15 protein-coding genes are annotated in these 15,105 nt (G+C 64.7%); 6 read left to right on the top strand and 9 right to left on the bottom strand.

All coding sequences use genetic code 11. From position 1 onward, the window contains the following. The 4 genes from JQ580_RS32270 to rfaD all read right to left on the bottom strand — a co-directional run. On the bottom strand, window positions 1–866 hold an 866-nt coding region (locus tag JQ580_RS32270; RefSeq protein ID WP_409363239.1), incomplete at its 3' end, for a nucleoside-diphosphate sugar epimerase/dehydratase. A gap of 84 nt (window positions 867–950) precedes the next feature. Continuing rightward, window positions 951–2,237: an O-antigen ligase family protein gene (locus JQ580_RS32265; RefSeq protein ID WP_212285174.1), complete on the bottom strand. Its 1,287-nt coding sequence runs from the start codon at window positions 2,235–2,237 to the stop codon at window positions 951–953. Next, the gene (gene rfaE1, locus JQ580_RS32260; protein ID WP_212285172.1) at window positions 2,234–3,718 is read right to left on the bottom strand and encodes a D-glycero-beta-D-manno-heptose-7-phosphate kinase; all 1,485 of its coding nucleotides are present in this window, start codon (window positions 3,716–3,718) and stop codon (window positions 2,234–2,236) included. Before rfaE1 ends, JQ580_RS32265 begins: the two co-directional genes overlap by 4 nt. A gap of 12 nt (window positions 3,719–3,730) precedes the next feature. Continuing rightward, window positions 3,731–4,711, bottom strand: coding sequence for an ADP-glyceromanno-heptose 6-epimerase (gene rfaD, locus JQ580_RS32255; protein ID WP_212285170.1), 981 nt, complete (start codon window positions 4,709–4,711; stop codon window positions 3,731–3,733). Between the two features lie 157 nt (window positions 4,712–4,868). Between rfaD and waaF the strand changes: the two genes are divergently transcribed. After that, complete coding sequence (gene waaF, locus JQ580_RS32250) at window positions 4,869–5,966, top strand: lipopolysaccharide heptosyltransferase II (RefSeq protein ID WP_212285180.1); 1,098 nt, start codon at window positions 4,869–4,871, stop codon at window positions 5,964–5,966. Between the two features lie 85 nt (window positions 5,967–6,051). Here the strand turns inward: waaF and JQ580_RS32245 are convergent, their stop codons facing one another. The 4 genes from JQ580_RS32245 to JQ580_RS32230 form a co-directional block, all read right to left on the bottom strand. Continuing rightward, on the bottom strand, window positions 6,052–6,552 hold the full coding sequence (locus tag JQ580_RS32245; protein ID WP_212285178.1) for a fasciclin domain-containing protein: 501 nt from the start codon (window positions 6,550–6,552) through the stop codon (window positions 6,052–6,054). A 160-nt stretch (window positions 6,553–6,712) separates the two neighbouring features. Further along, on the bottom strand, window positions 6,713–7,309 hold the full coding sequence (folE, locus tag JQ580_RS32240; protein WP_409363240.1) for a GTP cyclohydrolase I FolE: 597 nt from the start codon (window positions 7,307–7,309) through the stop codon (window positions 6,713–6,715). A gap of 419 nt (window positions 7,310–7,728) precedes the next feature. Further along, the gene (gene ubiG / locus JQ580_RS32235; protein WP_212285166.1) at window positions 7,729–8,505 is read right to left on the bottom strand and encodes a bifunctional 2-polyprenyl-6-hydroxyphenol methylase/3-demethylubiquinol 3-O-methyltransferase UbiG; all 777 of its coding nucleotides are present in this window, start codon (window positions 8,503–8,505) and stop codon (window positions 7,729–7,731) included. Between the two features lie 2 nt (window positions 8,506–8,507). Further along, a complete protein-coding gene (locus JQ580_RS32230; protein WP_311982628.1) occupies window positions 8,508–8,663 on the bottom strand; it encodes a DUF2256 domain-containing protein in 156 nt (51 codons plus the stop codon). Window positions 8,664–8,919: 256 nt separating this feature from the next. Here JQ580_RS32230 and JQ580_RS32225 point away from each other — a divergent pair, with 256 nt between their 5' ends. Together JQ580_RS32225 and JQ580_RS32220 are read left to right on the top strand one after the other, a co-directional pair. After that, window positions 8,920–9,471, top strand: coding sequence for a hypothetical protein (locus JQ580_RS32225; RefSeq protein WP_212285162.1), 552 nt, complete (start codon window positions 8,920–8,922; stop codon window positions 9,469–9,471). 35 nt (window positions 9,472–9,506) lie between these two features. After that, window positions 9,507–9,995, top strand: a complete 489-nt coding sequence (locus JQ580_RS32220; protein ID WP_212285160.1) for a DUF3429 domain-containing protein — start codon at window positions 9,507–9,509, stop codon at window positions 9,993–9,995. A gap of 184 nt (window positions 9,996–10,179) precedes the next feature. On the opposite strand, the gene JQ580_RS32215 is transcribed toward JQ580_RS32220, so the two are convergent. Next, a complete protein-coding gene (locus JQ580_RS32215) occupies window positions 10,180–11,244 on the bottom strand; it encodes a glycosyltransferase family 4 protein (RefSeq protein ID WP_212285158.1) in 1,065 nt (354 codons plus the stop codon). A gap of 126 nt (window positions 11,245–11,370) precedes the next feature. On the opposite strand from JQ580_RS32215, the gene galE reads away from it, so the two are divergent. From galE to JQ580_RS32200, 3 genes are all read left to right on the top strand, one after another. Next, entirely contained in the window at window positions 11,371–12,384 is a 1,014-nt protein-coding gene (gene galE / locus JQ580_RS32210; RefSeq protein WP_094891531.1) for a UDP-glucose 4-epimerase GalE, read from the top strand. Between the two features lie 118 nt (window positions 12,385–12,502). Continuing rightward, a complete protein-coding gene (locus JQ580_RS32205) occupies window positions 12,503–14,305 on the top strand; it encodes an ABC transporter ATP-binding protein (protein ID WP_212285156.1) in 1,803 nt (600 codons plus the stop codon). Between the two features lie 35 nt (window positions 14,306–14,340). Continuing rightward, window positions 14,341–15,042, top strand: coding sequence for a fumarylacetoacetate hydrolase family protein (locus JQ580_RS32200; RefSeq protein ID WP_212285154.1), 702 nt, complete (start codon window positions 14,341–14,343; stop codon window positions 15,040–15,042). Window positions 15,043–15,105 lie beyond the last annotated feature (63 nt).

Raw genomic sequence — 15,105 nt, 5'->3', positions numbered from 1 at the left:
GCTTCGAGGCGCGCATAGTCGATCGTCTCGCTCGGCCGCAGCAGGAGGTCCTCGACCGCGACGGCCGTGAGCCGCGGCGCATCGCCGCTCTCGAGCGAGGGCATCCGGTTGACGATCACTCCGAGCTTGCGCGCCCGCATCAGGATCGATTCCGGACGCGCTTCCGGCTCGAATGCCGAGGGCGTCATGACGAGGCGGGCGATGGGCTTGTTGCGCTTGGCGAAGTCGGCGACGACGTCCTCGACATCGTCGATGCCGCCGAGCACCGGCACGTTGCGGATGAACTGGCCCAGATCCGAGTTCGACGGCGACAGCACGCCGACCGGCCAGATGCGCTTGATCGCGCCGCTCTCGATGCCGCGCAGGAGCACCTCGGCATCCGCGGCGCGGCCGATCAGCAGTGTCGGCGCGGCCTCTTCGCCTCTGGCGGTACGCCGCACCCGCGTATAGCGGAAGTAGCGGTAGGCCATGCGCAACGCGCTGAGGAAGGAGATCTCGAGGAACCAGTAGAGGACGATCGTCACCTTGCCGAGAAAGAAGGCGCCGCGGACGTTGGGGGCGACGAAGATGTAGTCGAGCACCAGCAGGGCGACCGTCAGCACGGTCGCGACGCGGATGATGTTCAGCGCGTCAGGCAGCGAGATGAAGCGCCATTTCGTCGTGGTCAGGTTGAAGATGAAGAACACGACCACGCTGAAGGCGAGGAAGTAGGGCAGGATCTGGAACAGCAGCGGCAGTCGGTCGAAGAAGCCGTCGCCGCCCTCGAATCGCAGATAGAAGGCGGCAAAAAGCGCCGCTGCGGTCGCCAGCAGGTCGTGGAGCGCAATCAGGAAATTGCGCAAGGTAAGATGCGAAAGACGCGTCATCCGCCGACCGATGAAAACCCAGTTAGATGCAACCTGACCGCGCTGATAGCCCATCTGGACAGGACTTGCCAGCCGCGCGGCCGCTCAGGAACCGGCTTCCCCCATCTTCGCCTGGGGCTGTTGTGCCCGGAGCACCATGCCGCCGGCAACGCCGACCCCGATGACGTACATCCAGCCCTCGTGGAAGTCGAACAGATGGGAGTTGAACAGCGAGGTGAAGATGTTCTGCACAACCACCAGGAGCCCGATCCAGTTGTCGAGTCCCTCGCCGCGAAACAGCAGAAGATGCAGGATCCAGATCGCGTAAAGAACGACGATGCCGACCGCGCCCCATTGCACGGCAACGTTGAGCGTCTGGTTATGCGGGTTGCCGATCACCTCGGCTGAGGCCTGGTAAAGACCGCTGGGCGTCGCGACCCGCTCGAACAATCCGCGCGTCGAGCCGGTGCCGTGCCCTATGATCGGCGCCTGCACGAAGAAGCCGAGCGACTTCCGCCAGAATTCGAGCCGCAGGCCGAGCGAGGTCGGCTCGCCCTTTTCGACATAGCGCGTGTAGTCGTCGGAAAACCGCTCGGCCGTATGACGCAAATACGGCGAGGCCTGCCAGGCGAGAACGGCGACGGCGAGCAAACCGGCGGAGATGAGTGCGATGCTGCGCCCTTTGAGATGTAGCAGCGCGAACACGCCGAACATGATCGGAACGGTGACGAGAGCCGTGCGGGACACCACCACGAAAGTCATGTTGACGAAGAAGCTCAACGCCAGCGCCGTCAGCAGCCCGGCAAACCAGTATCGCCTCTCGCGCAGCAGCGTCACGATCGGATAGGCGAGCGCGACCGCGCAAAGCGCGAATTCCTGGCTCTGATCGATGTAGTTCTTGACGAAGATGCCGCGCTCGGGCGGATCGGTCTTGAGCGCGAGGTTCGGATAGAGGGCGACCAGCCAGGACATGACCGACAACAGGGCGCAGGACACCAGGAAGGCGATGAAGACCCAGCGTCCGCGCGGCGAACGCTCGAAATGATAGAGCAGGACCGGCAGCACGAGGAGCTTGATGGTCGGATTGATCGCGTGCAAGCGCGCGCTCCAGGGCGCGTCGGACCAGAGCGTTCCCACCAGCGCGAGCAGCACCAGTGCAATCGGAGCCATGCAGATCGGACGCTTCAGGGATTGCAGGAAGGCGCGGACGTCGAGAAACGGCAGCATGCAGAGCAGCATCAGGGCATTGAAGATTCCCGCAAGCGAGGTCGACCAGGGCAGCGAGGCCGCGGTCAGGACTGCGAAGACATCGACGGTCTCGCTCCAGGCAGCCGGGCTGCGCAGACGGCGAAGCAACATCTGTCCCGTCGTTTCGCGAGCAAGCGCTGTCACGTGCCGCCCCCACGGGCGCGATGCACCAGCGCCGTCGTGCTGAAGCCCTGGAGGATGTCGACGAGCACGACCGTTCCACCCGCCTGCTCGACGACCTCGTGGCCGACCACCTGCTCGCGGGTGTAATCGCCGCCCTTCACCAGCACGCCGGGCTTGATCCGCGTGATCAGGTCGATCGGCGTATCCTCTTCGAAGATGACGACGAGATCGACGGCCTCCAGCGCGGCAAGCACCTCGGCACGCGCGCGCTCGTCCTGGACCGGCCGCTCGGCGCCCTTGAGCCGCCGCACCGAGGCGTCGCTGTTGAGACCGACGATCAGGCGGTCGCAGGCGGCGCGCGCCGCGGTCAGAACCTTGACGTGGCCGGGATGCAGGATGTCGAAGCAGCCATTGGTGAAGCCGACGCGCAGGCCGAGCCTCCGCCACTCGGCGAGCTGCGCGTCGAGCGTATCAGGCTCGAGCACGATCTTCTCCTCGGCCGCCAGCGTGGCATGCGGCAGGATTTTTCGGCGCAGCTCGGCCGCACTCACACTTGCGGTGCCCTGCTTGCCGACGGCGACGGCGGCAGCGGCATTGGCGATGCGCAGCGCAGCGTCCCAGTCGGCGCCGGCCGCAAGCGAAACCGCAAGCGCAGCGGCGACGGTGTCACCGGCGCCGGAGACGTCGCGCACCTTCACCGGAAACGCCGGAACGTGAACAGCCTCGCCTGCCCGCGGCACCAGCGTCATGCCGTGCTCGCCTTGGGTGACAAGGATTGCCTCGCAATCGGCGAGCCGCATCACGTCCTCGCTGGCATCGACGATGCTCTGGGGCGTGTCGGCGCGGCTGCGAGTCGCCTCCGAAAATTCCTTGCGGTTGGGCGTGAGCAGCGTGGCGCCGCGATAGATCGCCCAGTTCAGGCTCTTGGGATCCACGATCACGGGCTTGCCAAGCTTACGCGCGGCGTCGATCGTATGGCGGATGACGCGCGCCGTCAGAACGCCCTTGGCGTAGTCCGAGAGCAGCACAATGTCGGCGCGCGCGATCTGCGGCAGGATCGCATCGATCAGCTTGGTCTCGATGTCATCGGAGGCAGGCGCCGCCTGCTCCCAATCCGCGCGCAGCATATGCGTGGAAAAATGTTCGGAGACGAAGCGGACTTTTCGCGTGGTCGGCCGCGCGGGGTCGCGTACCAGCACGTTTTCGATCGCATCAAGCTCATCCATCGCCGCCTTGAGCCGTGCACCGGCATCGTCCTCGCCGACGAGGCCGACGAAGATACAGCGTGCGCCCAGCGAGGCGACGTTGCGCGCGACATTGCCGGCGCCGCCGATATGGATCTCGCTGCGCTGGGCTGTGATGACGGGCGTCGGCGCTTCCGGCGAGATCCGCGACACCTCGCCGTAGACGAACTCGTCCAGCATGATGTCGCCGATGCACAGCACCGTACGGCCTGAGATGGCCTTCGCGAGGGCGTCGAAATCAAGAATGGGCGTCGGCATGGTGAATTGGCCTCAGCGGAAGCGGTCGGGCCGGTCGAGGTAATCACCGACATAGGCCTTCACCGCATCCTCAAGCGTCGTGAAGCCGCCGTTATAGCCGGCGCGGTGGATGCGATCGACCTCGCTCTGGGTGAAGTACTGGTAGGCCCCACGGATCTGCTCGGGCATGTCGATATATTCGATGTTGGGCCTGGTGCCGAGCGCCGCATAGGCCGCCAACATCAGATCCCTGAAGCTGCGCGCCTTGCCGGTTCCGACGTTGAAGAGACCGGACACCGATGGTGTCGCGAGCAGCCACATCACGACGCGCACGACGTCGTCGACATAGATGAAGTCGCGGCGCTGGTCGCCGTCGGCGATGCCTTCGCGATGAGACTTGAACAATTGCACGACGCGGCCTGCCTTGACGTCGTCGAAGCGCCGCGCCAACACGCTCATCATCGAGCCCTTGTGATATTCGTTGGGGCCGAACACGTTGAAGAATTTCAGGCCAGCCCATTGCGGCGGGAGCTTTTCGCCGCGCGCGGCACGTTCGGCGACCGCGAGATCGAACATGTGCTTGCTCCAGCCGTAGAGATTCATCGGCCGCAGCTTCTTCAGCGCCGGCAGAGAGCCGTCGTCGTCGAAACCCGCCTCGCCGTCGCCATAGGTCGCCGCCGAGGAGGCGTAGATGAAGGGCACGGCGCCTGTCGTGCACCAATCGAGAAGGCGCATCGACAGGCGGAAGTTGGTCTCGAACACGAGATCGCCGTCGGTCGCGGTGGTCGCGGAAATCGCCCCGAGATGGATCACGGCGTCCAGCGTGCGGCCCTTCAGCCAGTCCATCAGCTCTTCCGGCGGGACGATATCCACAAGCTGGCGCTTGGCGAGGTTCCGCCACTTGCCCTCGTTGCCGAGGAAATCGCAGACCACGACGTCACTGCGGCCGGCATCATTGAGCGCGGCCACGACATTCGACCCGATAAAACCGGCCCCGCCGGTCACCAGCAACATTCAGAAATCCCTGCCCGATCTTTGCGGCCCGGTCCTGCCGTAGCGCATGAGCCGCCAAAGTGTAAGCGGTTTTGGATTGAACGGCCTGCCGGCTTTACCTGCCGGCCCGGAGCGGCTACCGAACCGCCATAATCGGATCGCCTCGGCCCTATCAACAATGAATAACGATTCACAACTTAGTGGAGAAGCAGATCGGGATGACACACGCCCGATCCTGATCATTCCCTACATGTGGATTGGTGATTTCGTGCGAAATCACACCGTGGTCCGCGTCCTGAAGGAGCGCTGGCCTAACCGGCCAGTCGATCTCCTCACCACATCCCTTTGCGCCCCGCTGGTCGATTACATGCCGGGCGTGCGCGAGGGGATCGTCTGGGACCTGCCGCGCGGCCGGCTCGCCGTGGGGCGCCAATTGGCCTTGGCAAAGCTCCTGCGCGAGCGGAACTATGGCACCGCCCTGGTGCTGCCCCGAACATGGAAGGCGGCCATCGCGCCGGCGCTGGCCGGTATTCCTGAACGGGTCGGCTTTGTCGGCGAGTTCAGGTTCGGACTGCTCAACCGCTGGCGCTGGGGCGAGAAGAAGCTGCCCCGCTTCATCGACAAGAATGCCGCCCTCGCTCAGCCCGATGGCGCGCCCCTGCCTCCGGAATGGCCGGTGCCCCAATTGCGGGTCCCTGCCGAAGACATCGCTCGCTGGCGGCAGGCCAACGGCCTCGGCAGAGGGGCAGCTGTGGCGCTGGCGCCTGGCTCGGTCGGCGTGTCAAAGCGCTGGACCTACTATCCGGAGGCCGCCCGGCTGCTGGTCGAGCGCGGCCTCGAGGTCTGGGTGGTCGGCGGCCCCGCGGAAAAGGGACTGGCCCAGGAGATCGTCGCAGCGGGCGGCGTCGGGACCGCTGGCGGCCCGGGGACCGCTGGCGGCCCTGGCGTGCGCGACCTCACCGGCAACGATTTGCGCAACGGCGTGCTGGCGATGGCCGCGGCCGGTGTCGCCATCTCCAACGACTCAGGCCTGATGCACATCGCGGCTGCGCTGGGAACGCCCACCATGGGCATCTTCGGCCCGACCAGCCCCTATCTCTGGGCCCCGCTCAATGGCCTCGCCGCCACCGTTGTGCAGGACAAGGAAAAGCTGTCCTGCCAACCCTGCCAGAGCACGATCTGCAAGATGAACGATCACCGTTGCATGCGGAATATCGCAGCGAGCGAGGTGGCGGCGATCGCGGATCGGGTGTTGGGGGAGACCGGGTCTCGTTGACGAGCCGAGACATCGAGCGCGGACAGTCCTGCCCCAAAAGCTCGCCGGAAGCCACCCGTCGGCACGGGTGGCCTCCGGTCTATCGTCAGTGATGAGCCTTGCCGCGCGCCGGAGGCAGAAGCACGGTGTCGATGACATGGATCACGCCGTTCGACGCCTCGATGTCCGGCTGGATGACATGCGCGTCGTTGACCGTCACGCCCAAGCCGCCGTCGACGCTCACCGGCTGCCCCTGGACGGTCGCGACCTTGAGCGACTTGCCCGCCACATCGGCCGCCTTCACGCGGCCCGCAATGACGTGATATTTGAGCACAGCCCGAAGCTTGGCCTTGTTCTTGAGCAGCGACTCGACGGTTCCCGGCGGCAGCTTGGCGAAGGCCGCATCGTTCGGCGCGAACACCGTGAACGGGCCTTTGCCCTTCAGGGTGGGTACGAGGCCCGCTGCCTTGACGGCGGTGACGAGTGTCGTGAACTGCCCAGCGGAGACCGCGGTGTCCACAATGTCGGCGGCGCGTGCCGTCGCGGGGCCGAGCAGACCAGCGACCAAGGCGGCTCCGGCCACGAACGAACGAATTGCGGGCGTCATCATTTTCTCCGAATTGCCGTGATGTTGTTTCAACCGATATGACGGATGCGCTCGAGATTTCGCATCCACCGTGCGATCCGATGCGATCGACGTTGACGGAACGGAGCCTCGCGACCGCTGGATCACCTGCCTGTTCGAAAATCCTGCGGCAGTGCCGCGCTCAATCCTCGACCATGGCCATGAATTCCTGACGCGAAATCGGATTGTCGCGAAAACAGCCGAGCATGCAGCTCGTCACCATGTCCGAGCCGATTTTCTGCACCCCGCGGCTCGTCATGCAGTGGTGATTGGCCTTGAGAATGACGCCCACGCCTTTCGGCTTGAGGGCCTTCTGAACGGCAAATGCAATTTCGGACGTCATGCGCTCCTGGATCTGGAATCGCTTGGCGTAGGCCTGCACCACGCGCGCGAGTTTGGAGATGCCGACGACGCGACCATCCGGGACGTAGGCGACCCAGGCGCGACCGATGATCGGCGCGATATGATGCTCGCAATGGCTTTCGAACGAGATGCCGCGCAGGATCACCATTTCCTCGTAGCTGCCGGTCTCGTCGAACGTCTTGTCCAGGATCTGAATCGGATCCTGCTCGTAGCCCGCGAAATATTCCTCGAAAGCACGCGCTGCCCGCGCCGGGGTTTCCCGCAATCCCGGCCGGTCCGGATCGTCACCCGCCCATCGGATGATGGTCCGAAATGCGGCTTCGGCTTCCTCACGACTCGGCCGCTGCAGCCGATCGGGAACAATTCTGTAATCCACAGTCACGCCATTCGACCTTTCGCGTTGTCCGCCGCCACGAAGTAACCGCTTCCACGACGAACGACACCGGATAACGAGCGGCGCGCGCTCTTGGATCACCACGCGCCCCGCTGGACGTTCAGCTCAGGGTCTTGATCACGAACTCTTGCGACGTTGCACCGGCCAGGGGAGATGGTCGCGCTCCAGGATCGCGATCTCGGTATCCTTCAGGTCCGGCATCGGCTTTTCGTCCACGACGGTGCGGCCGGAGCGATCTGATCGAGAAGTGCTGCAAGAGCGGCACTGTTATTTCGCGAGGTATGCGCCGTACGAATTTGCAGAAGAATGTTGCAGCATAGACGAGCAAAATCGCCAGCACGAGGAGCACCGCGGACTCGTACTTCGCGTTCGGGCAAACGAGACACGCGCGGCGCGGTGTCTCATTCCGCTGTCGGCTTGCCGCGCCGCCGATAGATCTGGAGATAGTTGGTGTTGCAAGAGCGGGTCGTGTGCCAGCGCATGGAGATCGGAGCGAGTTCCAGACCGCAAGTCTCGACGACGGAGAACCCGAGTGGAGCCAAGGTGCCTGCGATCTCATCCGGCCGCATGAAGCGCCGCCAGTCGTGGGTGCCACGGGGCAGCCAGCCCAGAACATATTCCGCGCCGATGATCGCCTTCACGAACGACACCAGCGTCCGGTTCAACGTGCCGATCACCAGCAGCCCGTCAGGCGCAACCAGGCTGCCGGTCGCGGCCAAGAAGCGATCGGTGTCGGCAACGTGCTCGACGACCTCGAGCGACAGCACGATGTCGAACTGCCGCCGTTCGGCGACCAGTTCCTCGGGAACGGCCTGCCGGTAGCCGACAGGCAATCCGGCTTGGTCCGCATGGATCGTCGCCACGCGGACGTTGCGCTCGGCGGCGTCGATGCCGAGCGCAAGCGCGCCGAGGCGCGCCATCGGCTCGGTCACCACACCCGCGCCGCAACCAACGTCGAGCAGGGTCAAGCCGTCGAGGGGCCGCTCCCGCCTGGGGTCACGCACCATCAACGCGGGGAGCCGGTTGCTGAGGTGCGCGACGCGCGCCGCATTGAAGCTGTGAACCAGCTTCATGCGGCCGTCGGGATTCCACCAATCCTCGGCGAGAGCCTCGAACCGCGCGATCTCGTCGGGATCCACGCTCGGCGCGAGGCCGGTCTTCACGTCCTTGCGCAGCATGGTCAGCCTTCCTGGCGCGCAGCCCGTCGCCCGTCCCCGCGGCACCGTTCGGAACAGAATTTGACGCCTGGCCAGTCCCGTGCCCATTTTCGCCGCCAAGCGAACGACCGCTTGCAAACGGCGCATATTTTGGTCGGAAGGTCCGATTTGCGTCGCATCTTCGGCATGGGAGATTTGCCCAGAGAGAAAAAGACCCGTTTGCGCGGCCGGTGTTCGCATCCAGCGTAGGTGCCCGCACGGAGCGAGACTTTCCCTCCCTGAACGATTCTGCTCGGCTTTTGGATCAGGACGCCTGACCCTCGCCGCGCCGCTTGTGATCCGAATCCGGCTTGCGATCGTTTCCTCAACCGTGGCGACGCTCTCGTACGGGGAGATCAGATCAGCTGGCGCGCCCAAGGAGATGATCCGAGGCAGATGATCAAGACGATTGCGACTTGGATCGGCAGCTATGCGGATCACCCGGACCCTCGTTCGGCGCTGGCGGGCAAGATCGCGCTCGTTGTGGCATCCAACCAGCCTTTCTATCCGCTCTATCTGCATTGGATCGTGGGCACAACCGCCTGGCCGGCCTGGTTCAGCCTGCTCTCGACGCCTTTCTTCCTCGCCGTCCCGGCCCTGGCGAAAAGGCATTCGCTTGCGGGCCGCGCGCTGCTTCCACTGGCCGGCGTCGGCAACACCGTCTTATGCGTCAAGCTGTTCGGCGCATCGTCGGGCGTCGAGCTGTTCCTGCTTCCCTGTGCACTGCTGGGCACGATTTTGTTTCGGCCGGACGAGCGCCTGAAAACAGCAATCGTCGCCACGCTTCCATTCATCGCCTATCTCTTCGTGGATGCCCACCTCGGCCAACCCCTGATGATGACGTCGGACTATGCGAGGCTGGTCGCCTTGAACGGCATGAGCGTGGCAGCCTTGATCGCGCTGATCGGCCTGCTCTGCTCGACGCTGCTGGCAGCGCGGGAGGCGTGAGACCGTGACAACTGGTATCCCCGGCGCGAGGCAGCATGTCGACATCTCTGACTGACGGTCATAATGGCGGGCCGCGGCGCGCACCGGTTCCAACCGCTGCAGCGTGGCTCGGCGGATTGGGCCTGGTGCCGTTCGTCGGGCTCTCGATCGCCTCCCAGACAATCGAGGGTGACTTGAAGGCGGCCGCGGTGCATGGACTGCTGGCCTACGGCGCTGTCATCCTGTCTTTCCTCGGCGGCATCCATTGGGGCGCCGCGATGACCCGGTCGATCTCGCGGACGGATCACGGCATCGATGCCGGCCGGCTCGGCATCAGTGTCGTTCCCTCGCTCGTCGGCTGGGCGTCGCTGCTGGTCGATGTCCGATATGGTCTCGCACTCTTGGCAGCCGGCTTCGCTGCGAATCTGCTGCTGGACATTTGGTCTGCGCGTCAAGGTTGGGTCCCGCCGTGGTATCGCAGGCTTCGCCTGCCGCTGACGATGGTCGTCGTCGCTGCCCTCATCGTGGCGGAGTTCGGCCAGTGAAATATTTAGTTTTGCCGGAGCTGATGATGTTGCGATGATGAAAGCTGAGAGCTGTTTTGCCCGACAGGTCAATCAGCTTTCGCATACCCGGAAGAACATCTTACTCAGAAGATCATCGTCGCCGACCCGCAAGTCATTGATTCCATATGGCCGGCTACTGTGCATGGGGTTGTTTTCGCAGTTTTTAGTTATCGGCGCCTGAAATCGCTGCTCCGAGCAACGGCCGGTAGACCTCGCCGATCCGCGCCGCTTCGGCATCGAGGCTGAACTTCGCGAGCACCCGCGCCCGCCCCCGTTCGCCCATCGCCGTCGCCGCGGCCACGTCCCGCATCAGTGGCTCGACCGCAGCAGCGAGCGCCTCGGCATCGCCGGTCGGGATCAGCACGCCGCTCACGCCATCCTCGACCACAAGCTCGGCAGCGCCGGCGCGCGCGGCGACGAGCGCGCTCCCGGCGGCCATCGCCTCGATCAGCGTCAGGCCAAAACCTTCGTTGCGCGAGGTGAAGGCGTAGATCGTCAGCCGCTGATACCAGCGCTGCACCGCTTCGATCGGCAGCTCGCCGGTGATGACAATGCGCGATTGCAGGCCGGCTGCTTCGATGCGCTTCTTCAGGTCATTGGCAAAGGATGTCTGCTCGGCCGTGACCTGACCGACGATCACGGCCGTAAAATCCGGATAGCGCGGCAGCAGCCGGCACATCGCGTCGACGAACACATCGGTGCCCTTCTGTGCACGCACGCGGCCGAAGCAGCCGATGGCGTAGCGGCCCGGCAGCGCGGCTTCCCTAAACGCTGCCGCGCGATCGATCGGCGGCACGTAGACGTCGGTGTCGACGCCATGCGGGATCACCGTCGCCCGCACTTTCAGGAACGAGGCCGAAAGATCTGATGTCGCGATGATCGCGTCCATGCGCCGGATCAGCCAGCGCGTGATCCAGCTATGGTGCCGCTGCGCCGCCGAGGTGAACACGAGCTTCAGCGGCCAGCCGAGCGCACGCAACGCAACGCCCGCGATCATCTCGTTGTTGCGCCGTGCGTGCCAGATCAATGGCGCCTTGCGGCGCCACAGCTTCAGAAAATCGGCAACGCTCAGGCGCGCGATTCCGGCCGGCGCGTGCGAGCCGAACCAAGCGGCGCGGTACAGCTTGGCCAGCCGCGGCGCCACCATCCGGTTGGTCGCGGTGACCCCGGAATAGCGCCTGTGCAGATTTGGCACGATCACTTCGAGATCGCCGGGGGGATTGGCCACGTCACGCTCCGTTTCGGAAGCCCCCTATACGCAACATTAAGCATAGTGACCAGTTCAGCCCCGCCGAAACCCCCTCTTCACCGCGCAAACGTTAACGTGGCGCGTTGATCGAAGACGGGTGAGATCATGACTGTACTAGTCACCGGCGGCGCCGGCTATATCGGAAGTCATACGGTCCTCGCGCTGGCGGAAGCCGGCGAGGACGTCGTCGTGATCGACGATCTCTCCACCGGCTTCTCCGCTTATCTGCCCGAGGGCGTGCCGCTGTTCATTGGCGATGCAGGCGACGAGAACCTGCTCGAAGGCGTCATCGCGCAGCACAACATCGAGAGCATCATCCATTTCGCCGGCTCCGTCGTCGTGCCGGATTCGATGCGCGATCCGCTCGGCTATTACCGCAACAACTTCACGACCGCGCGCAATCTGCTCAACGTCGCGGTCAAGCGAGGCATCAACCGCTTCATCTTCTCCTCGACCGCCGCCGTCTACGGCAATCCGGACCAGGTGCCGGTCCCCGAACACGCGCCGACGCGGCCGTTGTCGCCCTACGGCTCGTCGAAGCTGATGACCGAGATCATGCTGCACGACGTCGCCGCCGCCTACGGCATGCAGTACGTCACCCTGCGCTATTTCAACGTCGCCGGCGCGGACCCGCAGGCCCGCATCGGCCTTGCCACCGCCGGCGCCACCCATCTGCTCAAGATCGCGGTGGAAGCCGCAACCGGCCAGCGCGCCAAGATCGACGTGTTCGGCACCGACTATCCGACCCCCGACGGCAGCTGCATCCGCGACTTCATCCACGTCACAGACCTCTCGCAGGCGCATCGTTCGGCGCTGGCGTACCTGCGCAACGGCGGCGCCTCGACAACGCTCAATTGCGGCTACGGCCGCGGCTATTCGGTGCTGGAGACCATCGACGCCGTGCGCCGGGTGTCAGGCCGCAGCTTCGCCGTGCAATACGCCCCGCGCCGGCCCGGCGACATCATGACCATGGTCGCCGACACCAGCCGCATCCGCGGCCTGCTCGACTGGAAGCCGCAATACGACGACCTCGAGACCATCGCCGCGCACGCCTTGGCGTGGGAGGACAAGCTGTTCCACGAGCGCCATGGCGAGCTCCGCCACGCCGCATCGGCCTAGAATCATCCCCAGCGCAAGCCCTTAATTGGGCTTGAAAAACCCCGCTTGAGCGGGCACAGAGGCCGTTCGATCCCTGACGCGCGGGCAGGCTTTGTCCTGCGCCGTCAATGGACACCGGATGGCCCAGTTTCCAAAGAAAATCACCGACGATCCCTATGCGGCAATGGTCCTGGTTCGCCGCCTGGTCACGGAACAGGGGGTCGTCTATTGGCGGCGCTACCTCGTCGCCTTCGCATTGATGGCGCTCGCCGCCGGATCGACCGCGGGCGCGACCTATGTGCTCGGCCAGGTCATCAACCAGGCGTATGTCGACAAGAACATTCCGGGCATCGCGATGTTCTCGGGCATCACGGTGATCCTGCTCTTCATCAAGGGCGTGGCGACCTACGGCCACATGGTGATCCTGACCAAGATCAGTAACGCCATCCTCGCCACCAACCAGCGGCAACTGTTCGCCAAGCTGATGCGCGAAAGCGTCGGCTTCTTTTCCGAACGGCATTCGTCCGAATTCCTGGCGCGGCTGACGGCCGGGGCAAAATCGATCACCGACGTCCTCAATATGTTGGTCAACGCGGTCGGCCGCGACCTCATGATGCTTCTCGCCATGATCGGCGTGATGGTGTGGCAGGACCCGGTGATGTCGTTCATCGGCCTCGTTGTGGTACCGCCGGCGATGCTGGTGCTGCGTAAGCTGGTCAAGCGCATCAAGGGTCTCGCCTTCAACCAGTTCACCGGCACCGCCGACATCATGGAGACGATGCAGGAATCGCTGCAGGGCATCCGCACCGTCAAGGCGTTCACGCTCGAAGACACCATGCAGAAGCGCATCGACGAGAACATCGCGATCGTCGAGCGCAACGCCAACAAGATGGCGCGCGTCGCCAACCGTTCCAACCCGCTGATGGAGATGCTCGGTGGCTTCGCGGTCGCCGGCTGCCTGCTTTACGGCGGCTACAGCGTGGTCGCGCTCAACGCCACGCCCGGTGCGTTTTTCTCCTTCATGACCGCCTTCCTGATGGCGACCGAGCCGGCCAAGCGGCTGGCGCGGCTCAACATCGATCTCAACAGCCAGCTCGTCGGCGCCCGCATGCTGCTCGAAGTCGTCGACAGCCCGGCGAGCGAGCACTCCGACGACGACAAGCCGGCGCTGAAGCTCTCCGAGGCCCGGATCGAGTTGCGCGATGTCAGCTTCTCCTATCGCGCCAACGAGACCGTGCTCAACCGCATGAGCTTCGTGGCGGAGCCCGGCAAGGTCACTGCGCTGGTCGGCCCTTCCGGCGGCGGCAAGTCGACGGTGCTGGCGCTGCTATTGCGCTTCTACGAGGTGACTCAGGGCGACATCGTGATCGACGGCCAGTCGATCGGCGCGATCTCGCGCAAATCGCTGCGGGCGCAGACCGCCTATGTCGGGCAGGACGTCTATCTGTTCCGCGACACCATCCGGAGCAACATCGCGTTCGGGAAGCCGGGCGCGACCGAGAACGAAATCGTCGACGCCGCCAAGGCAGCCTGCGCGCATGATTTCATCATGAGTTTCCCGCTCGGCTACGACACGCCGGTCGGCGAGCACGGCACGCAGCTTTCAGGCGGCCAGCGCCAGCGCATCGCCGTGGCGCGCGCGCTGCTCAAGAACGCGCCGATCATCCTGCTTGATGAGGCCACCGCCGCACTCGATTCCGAATCCGAGCGGCAGGTGCAGGAGGCGATCGAGCATCTCTGCCAGAACCGCACCACCATCGTAATCGCGCATCGCCTGCACACCATCATGCATGCCGACGCCATCCTTGTGATCGAAGGCGGCGAAATCGTCGAGCAGGGCCGGCATGACGAGCTGCTCCGTCGCGGCGGGCGCTATGCGTCGTTCTTCCGCCTGCAACATCACGATGCCGGCGCTCTGGCGCCGATCAGCGCAACCGCATAGAGTTCCCCGTCAACCTCAAGAGCCGCGAGACCCGCATGAACGCCGCCTCCTACGTCATCCCGCTTCCGCCCCAGGCTTCGCTTCCCGTCGTCGGCGAAAGCGGCCTCTATCCGGTGCGCCGCATCTGGTGCGTCGGCCGCAACTATCTCGAGCACATCCGCGAGATGGGCAATGACGAGCGCGCCCCGCCGTTCTTCTTCGCCAAGCACGCCGATATGCTGGTGCCGGATGGCGCCACCATTCCCTATCCGCCACTGACCAAGGATTTGCATCACGAGGTCGAATTGATCGTCGCGATGAAGAGCGGCGGCCTCAACATCCCCGCCGACAAGGCGCTGGATCACGTCTACGGCTACGCCGTTGGCATCGACCTCACCCGCCGCGACCTCCAGATCGCCTCGCGCAAGAAGGAGCGTCCCTGGGAGATCGGCAAGTCGTTCGACGGCTCCGCTCCGTGCTCCGCGATTCAGCCGGCCTCCAAGATCGGCCATCCCGCCAAGGGCAAGATCTGGCTGACGGTCAACGGCAAGGAAGCCCAGAAGGGCGACCTCACCGAGCTGATCTGGAACGTGCCCGAGATCATCTGGCAGCTCTCGCAGCAGGTGAAGCTCGCCGCCGGCGACATCATCATGACGGGCACGCCCGCCGGCGTCTCACAGCTCCAGCCCGGCGACAAACTCGAATGCGGCGTCGACGGCGTCGGTACGCTGAAGGTCAGCATCGGCCAGCCGGAATAGGCTGAGCGACCTTTCAAAGCGAAAGGCCCCGGACAGGTCCGGGGCCTTTTCTATTCCGATCGC

This window comes from Bradyrhizobium sp. SZCCT0148 (assembly GCF_018129985.1).
Taxonomy (GTDB): domain Bacteria; phylum Pseudomonadota; class Alphaproteobacteria; order Rhizobiales; family Xanthobacteraceae; genus Bradyrhizobium; species Bradyrhizobium japonicum_H.
Note: the sequence above shows the minus strand (reverse complement) of the source record. Positions and strands in the feature narration are given on the sequence as shown.

Coding starts and splice junctions, on each gene's coding strand:
- ubiG (WP_212285166.1), bottom strand. CDS start 8,505: ATGCTGCGCAAGGACGTGAAGACCGGCCTCGCGCCGAGCGTGGATCCC.
- JQ580_RS32225 (WP_212285162.1), top strand. CDS start 8,920: ATGATCAAGACGATTGCGACTTGGATCGGCAGCTATGCGGATCACCCG.
- rfaD (WP_212285170.1), bottom strand. CDS start 4,711: ATGTTGCTGGTGACCGGCGGGGCCGGTTTTATCGGGTCGAATGTCGTG.
- JQ580_RS32245 (WP_212285178.1), bottom strand. CDS start 6,552: ATGACGCCCGCAATTCGTTCGTTCGTGGCCGGAGCCGCCTTGGTCGCT.
- JQ580_RS32205 (WP_212285156.1), top strand. CDS start 12,503: ATGGCCCAGTTTCCAAAGAAAATCACCGACGATCCCTATGCGGCAATG.
- JQ580_RS32230 (WP_311982628.1), bottom strand. CDS start 8,663: ATGCGACGCAAATCGGACCTTCCGACCAAAATATGCGCCGTTTGCAAG.
- waaF (WP_212285180.1), top strand. CDS start 4,869: ATGAATAACGATTCACAACTTAGTGGAGAAGCAGATCGGGATGACACA.
- JQ580_RS32200 (WP_212285154.1), top strand. CDS start 14,341: ATGAACGCCGCCTCCTACGTCATCCCGCTTCCGCCCCAGGCTTCGCTT.
- rfaE1 (WP_212285172.1), bottom strand. CDS start 3,718: ATGCCGACGCCCATTCTTGATTTCGACGCCCTCGCGAAGGCCATCTCA.
- JQ580_RS32220 (WP_212285160.1), top strand. CDS start 9,507: ATGTCGACATCTCTGACTGACGGTCATAATGGCGGGCCGCGGCGCGCA.
- galE (WP_094891531.1), top strand. CDS start 11,371: ATGACTGTACTAGTCACCGGCGGCGCCGGCTATATCGGAAGTCATACG.